Genomic DNA, 16,247 nt, shown 5'->3' with positions numbered 1-16,247 from the left:
GTCATGCAAATACTATCTTATGCAGTAGTTGACTTTTATAAAATAAAATATGGGCGACTTACTGTTCTATCTATTTTTCTAATGCTTTTTTTATTTGTTTTTCCTCTGCATTTTCAAATTGTAGATGAAGTCAAAAATTCTATTTTTTGTTTGTATAATGCTTTTGCCTACTTTGAGATTTATTGGAACATTGGCTTGGCATTAGTTTTATCCTCTCATCTTACCTACTGTTATTTGCTAAATCGAAAACCAAAGAATATTAAACGATAATTCTGCTGAAAGCCATTTTTCTAATGTAATTTTGTTTCTCCAATTAAAACTGGAAATAATTAGGTTAAAACACATCTTATATTCACAGAACGCTTACCATGATTACAAAAGCATCACTTGAAGACATTCCGGCATTAACAATCTTAATCAACTCAGCCTACAGAGGAGAATCTTCTAAAAAAGGCTGGACAACTGAAGCTCATTTACTGGAAGGAAAAAGAACTGACGAACAGGAAATGACCCAAATTTTTCTGGATCCGAAAAATACCATTTTGAAATTTACCGAAAACAATACCATAATTGGTTCGGTTTTATTGGTTGAAAAAGAAAACCGATTGTATTTAGGAATGCTGACGGTTTCACCGGAACTTCAAAACAGCGGAATCGGAAAAAAACTTTTGGCTGAAGCCGAAAATCATGCGAAATCTTTAGGGTTATCGAGTATTATTATGACCGTTATTTCGGTTCGGGAAGAACTTATTGCCTGGTACAAACGCCATGGTTATGTGGATACAGGCAAAAGAGAAGCTTTTCCTGAAAGCGGTATTCATATTACGGTTTCTGAAGAGCCTTTGGAGTTTATCTATTTAGAAAAAAGGCTCTAAGGTTTCGTTTTGCCACGAAGACGCTAAGGCACTAAGTTTTTTTTAATCTCGCAAAGTCTTAAAGTTATTTTGCCACGAAGACGCTAAGACACTAAGTTTTTTTAATCTCGGCAAAGTCTCAAAGTTTTTTAACGAAGTAACCACACAGTATGTCATTTCGACGAAGGAGACCCGAGCGATAGCGAACAGGTGAAGCAAATCTCCGCGAGAAGCTCGACAAAGATTGGCGATATACTTTGCGGAGTTACTTACGGAGATTTCTCGTTCCTCGAAATGACATATTAGATGGAACTTTATCTAAAAAGAATGTAAACTTTTTTTTGCCATTAATGTGTTAAGATATTTTGTTTCACGCAGATTTTGCAGATCTAAGCAGATTTATGAAAAATCTGCGTGAAAAAACCTTTGTCTCTTTGTCTCTCTGAACCTTTGAACCTCTAAATAATCAAGAAACCGCTCTTTTAATTTTCGATAAAAACTCATGAGAAACGCCCAAATATGATGACAGATTCTTGTTATTTATCGAACTTACTTTTTGAGGATATCGTTCTATAAAATCCAGATAACGCTGTTTTGAGGTTTTGTTTAAAACGTCTAAAAGTCTTTGCTGAATGGCGACATTTGCGCGTTCAATCATGAGCACATGAAACTGCATAATCTTTGGGATTTCTGCAAACAATTGCGCTTTTCTCATTTTACTGATAACCAAAATTTCGCTGTCTTCAATGGCTTTGATGTTGTAAGTCGTTGGTTTTTGATGATAAAAACTTTCCAGGTCACACATCCATTCGTCTTCAAACGAAAAGAAAATTACGGTTTCTGTTCCGTTTTCGTTTACGATGTAGGTCTTAAATGATCCTTTCAAAATAAATCCCTCATAACTGTTATGTGAATCCTGGATCTGCAGAAACTGATTTTTCTTTAGTTTTACAAGTTCTGCTTTAGAAGCAATGATGTTCCACTCTTCATCGGTGAGCGGAACTTTCCTTTCAATGTTTTTTCGTAGTAGGTCGTACATTTTGTGGTTTTTTGTTTAAGGAATAAAAGTGGTTACTCAATCCATTATTAATTAAGGGCTTAAATAATGTAATCGATTACGTAAAAATACACTATTTATGCATTTTTGTAAATTTACAACTGTTAAAAAAATACATTTAATAGATTTTTTTACAAAAGTTTGAACTTGTTCAATTTTTTTCCTACAGATAATTCTGAGTTTTGCGTTGTTAACTTTTTAAATAACCAAACTTTAATTATGAACTTAAAATCAAAACTTTCAATGTTAATACTAACATTGGCTTTCGGATTTACGGCATGTAACTCTGAAGAAATTGCTTCCAAGACAGAAGCTAAAATCGAAACCACAAATGAAGTCATTGCCGAAACTGCTTCAACCAATTCAACTGCTAAAATTGGAAACTGCGCAGAGGTTCCAGGCTGGGCTTCGCAAAACGGGGGAACAACCGGAGGAGGTTCTTCAGCCGAAACTACTGTTACGACTTATGCGCAATTGAAATCGGCTATTGAGAACACTGCTGTAAAAGTCATCAAAGTTTCCGGAACGATTACTGTTACTACAAGATTATCTTTTCAGGATCAGACTGGTAAAACCATTTACGGTGCAAACGGAGCCAAATTGGTTTCAACAAATCAGACGAAAGATGCTTCGGGAATCATCAATATCAAAAGATGTAAAAACATCATTATCCGAAATTTGATTTTTGAAGGTCCGGGCGCTTATGACACTGATGGTTGGGACAATGCTATTTTGGACGAATGTACCAATGTTTGGGTGGATCACTGCGAATTCAGAGATGGTGTTGACGGGAACTTTGACATCAAAAACAAATCAGATTATATTTCAGTTACCTATTCTAAGTTTCATTATCTAAAACCACCAAAAGCAGGAGGTTCCGGCGGAACGGACGATCATAGGTTTTCTAACTTGATTGGTTCAAGTGACGGTGCAACTGCTGACCGCGGAAAATTAAGAATCACTTTTGCAAGATGCTGGTGGGCTCCGGGTTGTAAAGAAAGAATGCCTAGAGTGCGTTTTGGAAAAGTACACATTGTAAACAGTTTCTTTAACAGCACCGTAAGCAATAAATGTATTGCGGCAGGTTTTGAAGCCGACATCCGTGTAGAAAGCAACGTTTTTGAAGGGGTAAAAAATCCAATTGATTTAATGACAGGTTTTACAGCCGTTACATCCACTGATAATGTATTTACAAGTGTAACAGGAACTCAGGCCGGAAGCGGTACTGCTTTTACGCCGCCTTATTCTATTATAAAATTGAACAAAACTGCTGTTAAAGCTGATATTTCTGCAAATGCAGGACCTACTTTAGGTGGGAATGTTTGTGGCTCTTTTTAAATTGAATTAGAATAAAAAGTAAGTTAGTTTTTAGTTAGAACCACGGATTGCATTTCGATGTAGTTCGTGGTTTTTATTTAACCGCAAAGAACGCAATGATTTTAATTTTAATAAAACGCAAAAGTTCGCAAAGCATAGCATAACATCTTTGCGAACCTTAGCGTAATTCTTAGCGAACTTTGCGGTTAAAAAACACTGAACCTTTCTTAAAGTACCAATTCCTCAAACAAACGCTGAATGGTTTTCTCCAAGTCCTGACTCAAGCCTGGATGAGGTCTTGAGGTTTGGATCGCAGAACTTCTAATTGCGGTTAACCAGCGAAAACGTTCTGGAATCTCAAACTCCGCAATTGGACCGCCGTCTTTGGCTCCATTTGCTATTTTAACTAATGACGTAAGGTTGCATTCTAATTGTTCGATATCAAAATCGGTAGAAAGGGCTTGGATTTTTTCTTTATTGAGATGAAAAAGTACTTTTATAAATTTGGCTTTTTTGCAAAACAAAATGATTCCGATATTCAGGAATTCTTCGCGTTCTACCCTTGGCACAACACGAATCACAGCATATTCGTATAAGTGGTTATCTTGCATTTTGAGCCTGATTTACAAATATTTCTGAATTCTCTAATCTTGTTTTTAAAAACTGCAGGTACACATTTCGCAATGCTTCAGGAGTTTCGTCTGCGTCTTCCCATTCAAGCCAATCAACTGGAATTGTATTTACAATTTCTTCTAAAATTTCTGGCGTTAAAATGGCTTTAAACTCAGCATCGACTTCTTTTAAAAGTGAAGCCTGAGGCAGTAAAACGTGATCTTTTATCAACGCAAACGGACTTTTGGCATGCTGTTCCCAGTTGTTCCAGGAATGATGAAAATACAAACAAGCTCCGTGATCAATCAGCCATAATTCTTTATGCCAGATCAGCATATTGGTATTTTTGAAAGTTCGGTCAACATTGGTAATATAAGCGTCCAGCCAAACAATCTGAGAAGCCAGTTTAGCATCTACAGTGGTTACCGCAGGATCAAAAGTAATAGCGCCTGATAAAAAATGAAGCGCCAGATTTAATCCCTGGCTTCCTTGTAATAAATCCTGAATTTCCTCGTCGGCTTCTGTTCTTCCGAAAGCTTCATCGAGATTGGCGAAAACCAATTCCGGCAATTGTAATTTTAAGGCTTTTGCAATTTGTCCGCCAACTAATTCGGCTATAAGGGCTTTTACGCCGTGTCCGGCTCCCCTGAATTTTAATACGTATTTAAAGTCGTCATCAGCTTCTGCCAAAGCGGGTAAAGATCCACCTTCACGCAGTGGCGTTATGTAACGCATGACATTTACTGTTCTAAGATCGAAGTTGTTTTTCATTTTTTTAAAGATTCTAAGATGCTAAGAAACTGAGTTGCTAAGTTTCTAATCTTTGATGTTACAAACTTAATGATTTTAACCGCAAAGCACGCAAAGGTTTACGCAAGGTTCGCAGAGTTTTTTAATCTCGCAAAGTCGCAGAGTCTCAAAGTTTTTTTCAGATTCATTCTCTTTTTTGTCATCCTGAGGAACGAAGGATCAAACTAGAAGCTCGACAAAGATTGGCGAATTATTTTATGACCACTGTGCGGAATTACTCGTGTGATCCTTCGTTACTCAGGATGACAAACGACAAACTGTATGCAATTATCTAATTATCACATTTTCTAATTATCTAATTCCAAAAACGCTTTTCCTAAGTACTTAATAATCGTAGCAGCTGTAAAAGACTCATAACCCGTTTTGGGCAAAGCAAGATCTGCTGTTAAACCGTGGAGATAAACTCCGAATTTTGAGGCGTATTTGGGTTCGTAACCTTGTGCTAAAAGACTTGTCAGAATTCCGGTTAAAGTGTCGCCGCTTCCTGCTGTTGCAAGTGCTGCGTTTCCTGTGGTGTTTTCGTAAACTGAATTTCTGTTGATAATGAATGTTGGTGCGCCTTTCATGACCATGATTACTTTGTATTTTTCTGAAAAAGAGATTGTTTTTTGGAATTTTTCGGATTCTGAATTCCATTTGCCTATTAAGCGTTCTAATTCTTTTGGATGAGGTGTTAAAATGGTGTCTTCGGGAACTAATTCCAGCCATGATAAATTTTCTGAAATAATGTTTAAGGCATCGGCATCGAGAACTAAAGGTGATTTATTTACTCTTAAAAATTCAAATAAAGCTTTTTGTGTTCCGAGTTCTTTTCCTAATCCCGGCCCTATTCCTATGGCTTGGGGAATTAATGGTAAATGGATATTGGTAATGAAATTGGTGTTTTCGTCTGTAACGGTCATTACTTCAGGAATCGAAATCTGAAGGATTTGATAACCACATTTAGGTATAAAAGTTGTTACGAGTCCGCAGCCCGATTTTAGGCAAGATTTTGATGCCAAAATGGCTGCTCCTACTTTTCCGTAGCTTCCGGCGATAATCACGGCGTGGCCTTGTGTTCCTTTATGTGCGTGTGGATTTACAGGTTTGTAAATTTTTAAGATTTCTTCTTTTGTGATTAAATACGGAGACTTCATTTAGCTTCTTTTAGTTGTTGCTGTTAATTTTTAAACACATAGAATCATAGTTTTATTTTGCGTATAAAGGCGTTTCACTTGTTTCAATAAACATAGCTAAACTTCAAAAAGCATGATTTTAGACTAAAATTACATAAAAAATTGAAATCATGAATCTATCTTTTGAACGGTGAGTTTCTAGCCCAGATTACTTCACTATGTTTTTATTTTTAATAGGAGTTCAGTGAACTTCGTTTGCAGTGGAAAGCCCGGAGTAAAAAAAGCAAAAGTTTCTTGTTCTAAAAAAGCGACCAACGGAAGCTCTTTTTAGAACATTAGAAACTTTGCTTTTTTTATGAGGACTTGTAACGAAAAGCTGGAATAGCTCCTAATTATTGCGAAATTTATAATTTAAGGTATTCGAAATCGATATTTTTTGAATAGATTTGCAGAACAATTTTATAAAACAACACAATGAAAAATACTGCGCTTACGCACATACATGAAGGTTTAGGAGCAAAAATGCTTCCTTTTGCTGGTTATAACATGCCTATTACTTATGAAGGGGTTAATGCTGAACATGAAACGGTTCGTAATAGTGTGGGCGTTTTTGACGTTTCGCATATGGGTGAATTTTTGTTAACAGGTCCAAATGCTTTGGCTTTGATTCAGAAAGTGACTTCAAATGATGCTTCGACTTTGACTATTGGAAGAGCGCAATATTCTTGTCTTCCTAATAACGAAGGTGGCATTGTGGATGATTTGATTATTTATAAAATGAAAGAGGAGCAATATTTACTGGTTGTAAATGCTTCTAACATTGAAAAAGACTGGAACTGGATTTCGTCTCATAACGATTTGGGTGTTGAAATGAAAAACCTTTCTGATGATTATTCATTACTGGCAATTCAGGGACCAAAAGCAGTTGAGGCTATGCAGGCTTTAAGTTCTGTAAATTTAGCTGCAATTCCTTATTACCATTTTGAAGTAGGGGATTTTGCCGGAATTGAGCATGTAATTATTTCGGCTACCGGTTATACAGGTTCTGGCGGATTTGAAATTTACTGCAAAAATGATGAGGTAGAACAGGTTTGGAATAAAGTTTTTGAAGCTGGTGAGGCATTCGGAATTAAACCAATTGGTCTTGCTGCCCGTGATACTTTACGTTTGGAAATGGGATTCTGTTTATACGGAAATGATATTAACGATACTACTTCTCCGCTTGAGGCAGGTTTAGGATGGATTACAAAATTCACTAAAGATTTTACTAATTCTGAAGCGCTTAAAAAACAAAAAGAAGCGGGAGTTACAAGAAAGTTAGTTGCTTTTGAAATGCAGGAACGCGCAGTGCCAAGACACGATTACGAAATTGTGGACGCTTCTGGCGAAGTAATCGGAATTGTAACTTCCGGAACGATGTCGCCTTCTATGAACAAAGGGATCGGTTTAGGATATGTAACGGTTGCTAACAGTGCTGTTGACAGTGATATTTTTATTAGAATCAGGAAAAATGATGTTCCAGCTAAAGTGGTAAAACTACCTTTTTACAAGAAATAATTTTTTAAAACATACAATAAGAATGCATTACGTTTGTAATGCATTTTTTTTTGCCCTATACTCAAAATATACTGATGAAACCAGTGATATATGCATTTCAAAGAGAAAAACCATTGGTCGTCGATATTTCAATAAAATACTATTAATTCTAAAAAAATTAGTGTAACTTTAATCATGAACACTGAATTTCCGTTTATGAAAAAGATTTCACTACTCCTTTTTTTGCTGGCATCAACGCTATCTTTTGGTCAGAACAGCGCAGAAACTTGTGAAATAGTAAACAAAATAAATGCGCTTATTCAAGCTGAACATCTTAGACCCAAACCTGTTGACGACAGTCTCTCTGTGTTTGTTTTTGACAACCTCATCAACGAACTGGATCCTTCTCGTAATATCTTTTATAAAAGCGAATACGATGAACTGGCACAGAAATACCGTTATAACCTAGATGATTTAATCTTAAAGAATGACTGCAATTTTCTGACTGATATTAAAGCGGTTTATGTTAACGGTCTTTTGCGAACCAAAAAAGTTCTGGAAAAAATTCAGACGCTCCCAATTGATTATGCCAAAAAAGATACGATTCGTTTTTATAAAAAATCTTTTGCTTTTTATCTGAAGAAAGAGGATTTGGAAAAAGTATGGGTTAAAAAACTGCGTTATCAAATTTTGGATGATATTGCTGAAATGAGTGATAATTTGGATTCTATTAAGGCAAATTTCAAATCAATTGAACAAATTTCTAAGAATAAAATTCTAAACAACGAAATATGTCGTTTTACCACTTTACTGGATACTGACACTAAACAGGAAGAGAAACTGTACAATTTCTTTTGTACGTATTTTGATCCTCACACAGCTTATTTTAGTGATGATGGTAAAAACAGCTTTATGGCTTCTTTATCTAAGGAACATTTATCACTGGGAATGACGGTGAATTTAAATGATAAAAACGAAATTATTATTGATGAGGTTGATCCAAATGGCCCTGCTTATCAAACGGGACAAGTAAAAAAAGGCGATCAGATTATTTCTATTTCCAACCAAAAAGAGACACTTCAGGTTTCGTGTGCGTCTTTGGAGTCTATCTCAACTATGATTTTGTCTGAAGCCAACAAACATATCACACTTACTCTGAAACGAAATTCGGGAAAAAGTTTCGATGTGTACATCGAAAAACAAGTGATGAAAGACGAAGAGAATTCTGTTTTTAGTTTTATAATCGGGAAAGACAGTAAAATTGGTTATATCAAAATTCCAAGTTTTTATGCCGATTTAGATGGTAAAGGACGAAAAGGTTGTGCTGATGATGTTGCGAGAGAAGTGATAAAACTGGAAAGAGACAACATAAAAGGACTCGTTATTGATTTAATTGATAACGGTGGCGGTTCTATGGAAGAAGCCATCAAACTTGCGGGAATGTTTGTTGATTACGGTCCACTTTCGATTGTGGTGGATAATCGTCAGGAGAAATCTGTAATTACAGATCCTTTTAAAGGCGTTATTTACAGAGGTCCAATTGTGGTTTTAATTAATAGTAACACGGCATCTGCAAGTGAGTTTTTCTCTTCTATTATGCAGGATTATAACCGTGCCTTATTATTAGGAAGCAGTACGCTTGGAAAAGCAACTATGCAAACTATTCTTCCGCTTGACGAAGAAAAAAATTCCGATTTCTTAAAAATCACTATCAATAAATTCTACAGAATTACCGGGAAAAGCCATCAATATGTTGGTGTGACACCTGATGTTGTACTGCCGGAATTTTATGAGGACATTTACCAGAAAGAAAGTGATTTTCCGACTGCGATTAAAAATGACAGTCTTCAGCCTTTCCTGAAATACAAAACCTATGTTAAACGAAACCTGATTGATAAAATCGCTAAAAATAGTTCTGCAAGACTTTCTGACAATTATTTTTTTAAGAACATTAAAAAAATCAATCTTAAAATTGACCATTTAGTGAATACACCTAAAGCTGAAGTTCCAATGACTTTAGATGCCGTTTTTAAACAAAAAAAGACTCTGAATGCACTTTGGACAGAAATCAATACTTTTAATGATGAAAATAATCCGCTGGATGTTTACAACTCTAGTGTAAATCAGCTTTTACTGGGTGCTTATCCCAATGACAAAACCATCAATCAATACCAAATGGACAATCTCAAAACAAATCCGTATCTTAATGAAGCTGTAAACATTATTAACGAATTTAATGGAATGAGTAAGTAAAGGGTTTGTTTCCATGTTTCAGGTTTAACCGCAAAGTACGCTAAGATTTACGCAAGGTTCGCAAAGCTTTATTCATATAGCTTTGCGAACTTTTGGATTTTATAAAGCTTAATTTAAAAATTTCTTTGTGTGCTTTGCGTAAATCTTAGCGTACTTTGCGGTTAAATTCAACACAAGCCATTCAGCTTGAAACATGAAACATGAATCAAAAAAAAGAGCCATTTTGTTTTTGGAAAAAATAAGGAATAACCGTATTTTTGCATCACAAAACTAAAAATTAGAAATGGGAAGAGCATTCGAATTTAGAAAAGGAAGAAAAATGAAACGTTGGTCAGCAATGGCCAAAACATTTACCAGAATTGGTAAAGATATCGTAATGGCTGTTAAAGAAGGTGGTCCAAACCCAGACGCTAATTCCAGATTAAGAGCTGTTATACAAAATGCGAAAGCGGCCAACATGCCGAAAGACAATGTGGAGCGCGCAATTAAAAACGCAAGTAATAAAGATACTGCCAACTATAAAGAAATTTTGTTTGAAGGTTACGCTCCTCACGGAATTGCAATCTTAATTGAAACTGCTTCTGACAACAATAACAGAACGGTTGCCAACATTAGAAGCTACTTCAACAAATGCAACGGAACAATGGGAACTCAGGGTTCTGTTGAATTTATGTTTGATCATACTTGTAACTTCAGAATTGCTAATAATGGTCTTGATGCTGAAGAATTAGAGTTAGAATTAATCGATTTTGGTGCTGAAGAGGTTTTTGAGGACGAAGACGGAATCTTAATCTACGCTCCTTTTGGAAGTTTTGGTGCTTTACAGAAAGAATTAGAAAACAGAGGTCTTGAAATTTTATCTTCTGGTTTCGAACGTATTCCGCAAATCACAAAAGAATTGACTGAAGCTCAAATCGCAGACGTTGAAAAATTAATCGAGAAAATCGAAGAAGATGATGACGTTATGAACGTTTATCATACGATGAAAGAAGAATAATTTCTTATTTATGATATAATATAAAAGCTCTGGATTTTTTCGGAGCTTTTTTTGTTTTTAAGCTTTTATTAGTGATATGAAAAATCCTTTTATTGACAAAAGAAATAATTTTTAAAATAAAAATACAAAAGCTTTATGCATATAGATACTCAAACATTACCTCATTGCAAAATTGAAGAAGATGAAACTCCAAGAACCGAATATTATGTAATTTATACTCCAATATTTTCCTTTCCTGAAGCACTAGGTTCAAATTTAGAAAACTCGATTGTTCTTTTTGGAGAAAATAACTTTAAAGAACAACTGCTCATCCTTCACAACATTATTAATAATCATGAGGAACATGAACTGCTGAAAAACTATCAAGACGAAGACTTTGACAGAAAAGCAATATTAGAATTAATTAACTTCTATTTCGAAAAAAACAAGAATATCGAAACACCTTGGGACAAATATTACTATTATTTAAGCGAGAAAGATTATTTCTACAAAATGACAGATGAAAGAGGTGAAAATTTATACTATGGAGAATATAAAAATTCATAACAAAACTATTTATCAGTTGAAGCACAATTTAAAATAAAAGTGTATTGGATTGAGAAATTAGACTTTAAGTTTTGATAAAACAAGGAATACTATATCTTTGAAAAACTAAAATTAAAAACACATGCAAACTTCAAAAATCACAAGATACGCGATAATATTATTAGTTGTTTTATTCGTAGTAATTAGTGTATTAAGCTAAAAAAACGGGAAAGCCTTCTGAAATTTCAGAGGGTTTTCTTTTTTTTATAAAAATCAGTAGCAAATAATAAATTAAAAAATGATAGAGGTTTCAGAAAAAGACTGGGAAATTTTGCATAAAAACTTCAGAATTAGCAGAGAAGAATTGTTTCCTATTTTCCCTTACAGAGCAAATTTTGAAGAGTTGAAACAGTTACTTCTGGAATCAAAAACTGATTCTGTATTCAATAATAGATTTAATGCAATATTATGGAGATTTCCAATTTCCATGTCGGATAATGAATTTATGAAATTACTGCAATTCTTTTTAGTAGAGAATTGGCATCATGATCACGAATCGATAATTAGATCTTTCCAGGATTGGTTTAATCAGGATAAAGAAAACATAAAATATCTAATGCAGGCGTTTTCTTCTCTTCCTGAGTTTTATAAGTATGATGAAGATCTTAAATATCCTTATATTCGTAAAATCATCTACGCTATTGGTGCACAACCCGAACCCTACAATTTTGACGCTTTAGAAACTATTTCCCAATCTGAAGATGAAGAAATAAAAGCATTAGCATTGCATCAAATTGAAAAAAGAAAACAATTGGGCCGATGGGAAGCACAAAAACACGAATAACTTTTTAATTAAAACTTCAATTAAACTTTCCAAAACCAGATAATGATACAACTGACAAAGATTGATAAACCAAACGGCTTCAAAACAGAAAACAAAAAAATAGAATTTGTTTACAAAGGCTGGGAAGAACCTAACAGAGGTCAGGAAATTGTATATTATGGTGTTTTGATAAATGGAGTTGATAAAACGCTGGAATTCTTTTCAGAAGAAAAAATCCAACTATTTATCAATGAAAAAATTGAAACGGAACATCCGGAGAAAAACTTTGTATTTATTCCTTATTCGGGTCTTATTTTAGTAGATATTTTAAACTTTAATAAAACAAGTTTAGCAATTTATTTTAGAGAAAACGGCAACACAATTCGGGACAGATTGGTCGGAAGCTTTTTTTATGAAGAAAATCATCTTTTAATTAATCAAAGAAGCTTAACCGTTACGAATCTTACAACTTTACAAAAAACAAGAGTAAAGTTTGAAAAAGAGATTGATATTGAATGGGCCTTTTTTATTAATTCAAAACAAATACAAGTTATTCAGGCTTTTTCAAACAACTGCTTTGTTTATGACTTAGAAGTGCAGAAAATGATTAAGAAAAGTAAAATGATTAACGAATCAATTTATCCTGATATCTTTCGGTGGATTTACAGAGGACAACAGTATCAAACAAATGAATTGCAAATGGAATTACTTCAAAAAAAAGAAGGAGAATTTAGAAGTACTTATTTTAAAATAAAATGATTTTTTACATTCATAGTTGAGATGGTTACTATTTGAGTAAAAAAATCAAAAAAATTAGTTAAATACTCAGATACAATCAAAGATTGGTATTCCAAAAACACAGAACTACAATGGCACTAGATAATATTGAATTCGAAAAATTTAAACAGACGCTTAAAAAAGCAAGTGAAGAACTGGGATCAAAAGAATTAGTGTTTTTTTCTGAATGGACTTATTTACTGCCAGGTCAATCACTTGAAATAAATGGAGAATCTCTTCCCCACAAATATGATATTCCAACTGGCTGGAACGGTTACGGTGTTGATGATCTTGATAAACTGGAAAAAATGGGATTTCTAATAAAAACTTTTGAGTCAGATGAAGACCCAATTAGTTTTGAGAAAACAATAAAATACCAGATAACAGAAGATAATGTAACAAATCCTATTCCTCCAAAAAAAACAATAAAAATGCTTGAATACGAATTTTATAAAAGTGAAACAGGAAAGCATTTGTTTGCTTTTAAAGGAGAATTTGAAGAACTGAATGAGCTAGGATCCTGCAGTTCTGAATATTTAATAGAAATCATAAAAAGCCTAAAAAAAGTAAGATCAGGAGAGTTAGCAGAATATGATTTTGGCTTTGAGGTCTATATTATTGAATCTAAAAAGGAAACATCTCTGATTATTGACACTTATGATCAGTGGAAATGTATTGGTGAAGTTTCGACTGAAGAAATTTATGACGCAATTAAAAAACTAAAAATTTATTTAGATGATCATGCACACTTAGCATTAGATAAACAGGATTTAAAAAGCAATTTAGAATCTCATAATTATATTTTTTTTGACGGCTTAAAACTACACAAAGTAACTCATCAATATCATGATTGGCTGTCTTCTGAAGATTATGCGATCTGGAGTAATTCGTATGTAGAATTAAACAACAAAAGAATTTATATTATTAAAGAAAATGTAAAAGTGTTATCTACTTTCAGATTCTACAGCAAGGAAGAACTTGAATCGTTATCTTCAAAATATAATCTTCAAATAAGAGAAGTAGACGGAATTTATTATTCCGGTACGGAAACTTACAACACAGAACATTTTCAAATTTCAGAAAACGACGATCTAATTGTCATTTACTGTACTCGTGGCAGTTATGCTCCGGAAAGCTTTTTTATTTATGGAGTTTATGAAAAATAGAAAATGTCCGGATTTTATATTTGAACTCCAGTTTTTATGAGTGAAATTCTCATGCCAGCTTGAGATTACAAAAACAGTAATAACTAAAACCCAATCTTGCTAACATAAGAAAAAACCAAACTTCAAAAATCATCAACTCAAAACCAGTAAGAGTATTGAGTAGATAAAAAAACAAATAAATGAGTGAAAAATTAAATTTTGTAAATGATTATATAGCTGATTTTATGTCAAGCAACTTTCCCGAATTTTCAAGATTTAAGATCAAAATGAACGAAGATGCTTTATATTTTCATAATAATACAAATGGATATAAACATGAAATATTTGTAGGTCTGGGAGAACTCACCTATCCTGATCATAAAATTGTAAATGGTGGGTTTCACTGTTGGGTTGGAGTAAATTTTGTAGAAAATTTGTTAATGGAATTAATTTCAAAACATGATTTACATTTAAATCAATTACATCCTACAATTTGGTTTAATGAATTTACAATTCCAAATTTTAGCCCAATATGGGATTCATTTAAACAGTTTAAGGATTATGATTTAGCTACAAACAAAGAAATACTGGATAAATTATGTGACCATTACAAAGAAATAATCAATCAGCATTTTATTCCATTCTGGGGGAAGTATAGTAATATCCAATACATTAATGATGAAATTATCAATAAAGTAGATCAAATGAAATTAGGTGATTACTTTGGGGTAGGAGATTTACATTTTAAAAAGCTTATTATTATGCGAATCTGTAAAAATCAGAATTACGAATCTTATAAAGAATGGTTATTAAATACTTATGCAAAAGAGGAAAAAGAAATGAAAAATAGTAAGGAATGGAACTCTGAATATAATTTATTTAAGGAGTTAATAGAAATTTTGGAGACACAATACTAAAAGTCTAAAAATACAGATAAATGAATGAAAAATTAAATTTTGTAAATGATTATATAACTGCTTTTATAACTCATAACTTTCCCGAATTTTCAAGATTTAAGATAAAAATAAATGAAGATGCTTTATATTTTCATAATAATACAAATGGATATAAACATGAAATATTTGTAGGTCTGGGAGAACTCACCTATCCTGATCATAAAATTGTAAATGGTGGGTTTCACTGTTGGGTTGGAGTAAATTTTGTAGAAAATTTGTTAATAGAATTAATTTCAAAACATGATTTACATTTAAATCAATTACATCCTACAATTTGGTTTAATGAATTTACAATTTCAAATTTTAGCTCAATATGGGATTCATTTAAACAGTTTAAGGATTATGATTTATCCACAAACAAAGAAATACTGGATAAATTATGCAACCATTACAAAGAAATAATCAATCAGCATTTTATTCCATTCTGGGATATATATAGTAATATACAATACATTAATGATGAAATTATTGATATAGTTCCCGAGGAAGAGGTAAATAATTATTTTCCGGGTATGGGAAATTTCAAAAAATTAATCATAATGAAGCTATGCTCTAATTCAAATTACAATGATTATAAAAATTATCTTGTAACTGTAGCTGAAAATGCAGTAATAGTAGATCCTGTAAAGTATAAACCATACGCTAACTTATTTAATGAATTAACTGAAAAATTAGAAAATCTGTAATCAACTAAAAGCAAACTAATTTCTTAAATAAATTCAATCTCAAATAGCTGATTACAATCAACCTCATAATACTATTTAAATTAAACCAGACTAGCCAACATTGATATACTAAAATTACAAAACAGATGAGTTCTTATTTTAATAAATTTCAGGGTGGAATATTCGTAATTATCAAATTAGATAATAAAGCATCGATTTATTTCGGAGAAAATTGCTGGTGGCTTTTAGATGATTGGGAAAATGATATTTTAAACAATACTTATTTACAAGAAATAGAACCACTAAAGATTGAATTTGAAAATGTAAATGCAGCATATGAAACTGAGTTCTCCAATTTAGTTAAAACCACTTACAATAATTATCTTCCGAGTTTATACATCGACTTTGACAACAAAGAGCTTTATAGCAATTATTTTGATCAGGCAATAGAAAATAGAATTATGAAAGAATGGAAAGGTTCTTTTATAGAAAATCAAGATAATTTTCTAGAACTTATTCCTAAAGAAGTTAAATATTGGGTAATCTAAAAGTTCCTAAAATTATGCAATGATACAGATTATGACAAAAAAACTTTCATATGTAGAATCTCTTCTTACTTCAATGACTAATGAATACTTACCTTACTTTGAAAAATTAAAATTAAAATTAAGATTAAACAATAAATAGTTTCATGTAAACCTCAAAAATCACAAGATGCGCTATAATTAGGACTAGTAGTTCTTTTTATAGCAATTCAGCGATCAATCTAAAAAAAAGCCTTCTGAATTAATCCAGAAGGCTTTTC

16 protein-coding genes are annotated in these 16,247 nt (G+C 32.8%); 12 read left to right on the top strand and 4 right to left on the bottom strand.

What is annotated here, in order from left to right; translation table 11 throughout:
- Positions 1–368: 368 nt before the first annotated feature.
- Positions 369–875: a GNAT family N-acetyltransferase gene (locus tag HYN56_RS14055; RefSeq protein WP_109192756.1), complete on the top strand. Its 507-nt coding sequence runs from the start codon at positions 369–371 to the stop codon at positions 873–875.
- A 445-nt stretch (positions 876–1,320) separates the two neighbouring features.
- On the opposite strand, the gene HYN56_RS14050 is transcribed toward HYN56_RS14055, so the two are convergent.
- Positions 1,321–1,893: a Crp/Fnr family transcriptional regulator gene (locus HYN56_RS14050; protein WP_109192755.1), complete on the bottom strand. Its 573-nt coding sequence runs from the start codon at positions 1,891–1,893 to the stop codon at positions 1,321–1,323.
- 237 nt (positions 1,894–2,130) lie between these two features.
- Here HYN56_RS14050 and HYN56_RS14045 point away from each other — a divergent pair, with 237 nt between their 5' ends.
- Entirely contained in the window at positions 2,131–3,249 is a 1,119-nt protein-coding gene (locus tag HYN56_RS14045; protein ID WP_109192754.1) for a pectate lyase family protein, read from the top strand.
- Positions 3,250–3,455: 206 nt separating this feature from the next.
- On the opposite strand, the gene HYN56_RS14040 is transcribed toward HYN56_RS14045, so the two are convergent.
- The 3 genes from HYN56_RS14040 to HYN56_RS14030 form a co-directional block, all read right to left on the bottom strand.
- The gene (locus HYN56_RS14040) at positions 3,456–3,839 is read right to left on the bottom strand and encodes a DUF3037 domain-containing protein (RefSeq protein WP_109192753.1); all 384 of its coding nucleotides are present in this window, start codon (positions 3,837–3,839) and stop codon (positions 3,456–3,458) included.
- Positions 3,829–4,611: a HipA family kinase gene (locus HYN56_RS14035; RefSeq protein WP_109192752.1), complete on the bottom strand. Its 783-nt coding sequence runs from the start codon at positions 4,609–4,611 to the stop codon at positions 3,829–3,831. The genes HYN56_RS14040 and HYN56_RS14035 overlap by 11 nt, the downstream gene beginning before the upstream one ends.
- A gap of 326 nt (positions 4,612–4,937) precedes the next feature.
- Entirely contained in the window at positions 4,938–5,786 is an 849-nt protein-coding gene (locus HYN56_RS14030) for an NAD(P)H-hydrate dehydratase (protein WP_109192751.1), read from the bottom strand.
- 453 nt (positions 5,787–6,239) lie between these two features.
- Between HYN56_RS14030 and gcvT the strand changes: the two genes are divergently transcribed.
- The 10 genes from gcvT (at position 6,240) to HYN56_RS13980 (ending at position 15,990) form a co-directional block, all read left to right on the top strand.
- Positions 6,240–7,322 (top strand): glycine cleavage system aminomethyltransferase GcvT, encoded by a 1,083-nt coding sequence (gene gcvT / locus HYN56_RS14025; protein ID WP_109192750.1) that lies wholly within the window; start codon positions 6,240–6,242, stop codon positions 7,320–7,322.
- Positions 7,323–7,517: 195 nt separating this feature from the next.
- A complete protein-coding gene (locus HYN56_RS14020) occupies positions 7,518–9,554 on the top strand; it encodes a S41 family peptidase (RefSeq protein WP_109194805.1) in 2,037 nt (678 codons plus the stop codon).
- 283 nt (positions 9,555–9,837) lie between these two features.
- Positions 9,838–10,551 carry a YebC/PmpR family DNA-binding transcriptional regulator gene (locus HYN56_RS14015; RefSeq protein ID WP_026729302.1) on the top strand — a complete coding sequence of 238 codons (714 nt, stop codon included), beginning with the start codon at positions 9,838–9,840 and terminating at the stop codon, positions 10,549–10,551.
- 135 nt (positions 10,552–10,686) lie between these two features.
- Complete coding sequence (locus tag HYN56_RS14010) at positions 10,687–11,097, top strand: hypothetical protein (RefSeq protein ID WP_109192749.1); 411 nt, start codon at positions 10,687–10,689, stop codon at positions 11,095–11,097.
- A gap of 277 nt (positions 11,098–11,374) precedes the next feature.
- Complete coding sequence (locus HYN56_RS14005) at positions 11,375–11,920, top strand: hypothetical protein (protein WP_109192748.1); 546 nt, start codon at positions 11,375–11,377, stop codon at positions 11,918–11,920.
- A 42-nt stretch (positions 11,921–11,962) separates the two neighbouring features.
- Positions 11,963–12,658, top strand: coding sequence for a hypothetical protein (locus HYN56_RS14000; protein WP_109192747.1), 696 nt, complete (start codon positions 11,963–11,965; stop codon positions 12,656–12,658).
- 110 nt (positions 12,659–12,768) lie between these two features.
- Positions 12,769–13,842, top strand: coding sequence for a hypothetical protein (locus HYN56_RS13995; protein WP_109192746.1), 1,074 nt, complete (start codon positions 12,769–12,771; stop codon positions 13,840–13,842).
- Between the two features lie 179 nt (positions 13,843–14,021).
- Positions 14,022–14,738, top strand: a complete 717-nt coding sequence (locus tag HYN56_RS13990; RefSeq protein ID WP_109192745.1) for a hypothetical protein — start codon at positions 14,022–14,024, stop codon at positions 14,736–14,738.
- Positions 14,739–14,758: 20 nt separating this feature from the next.
- The gene (locus tag HYN56_RS13985) at positions 14,759–15,463 is read left to right on the top strand and encodes a hypothetical protein (protein ID WP_109192744.1); all 705 of its coding nucleotides are present in this window, start codon (positions 14,759–14,761) and stop codon (positions 15,461–15,463) included.
- 125 nt (positions 15,464–15,588) lie between these two features.
- Entirely contained in the window at positions 15,589–15,990 is a 402-nt protein-coding gene (locus tag HYN56_RS13980; protein ID WP_109192743.1) for a hypothetical protein, read from the top strand.
- The last annotated feature ends 257 nt before the right edge of the window (positions 15,991–16,247 follow it).

The organism is Flavobacterium crocinum, assembly GCF_003122385.1.
In the GTDB taxonomy this organism is placed as follows: domain Bacteria; phylum Bacteroidota; class Bacteroidia; order Flavobacteriales; family Flavobacteriaceae; genus Flavobacterium; species Flavobacterium crocinum.
The sequence above is the reverse complement of the archived record's forward strand: the minus strand, read 5'-3'. Positions and strand labels throughout refer to the sequence as shown.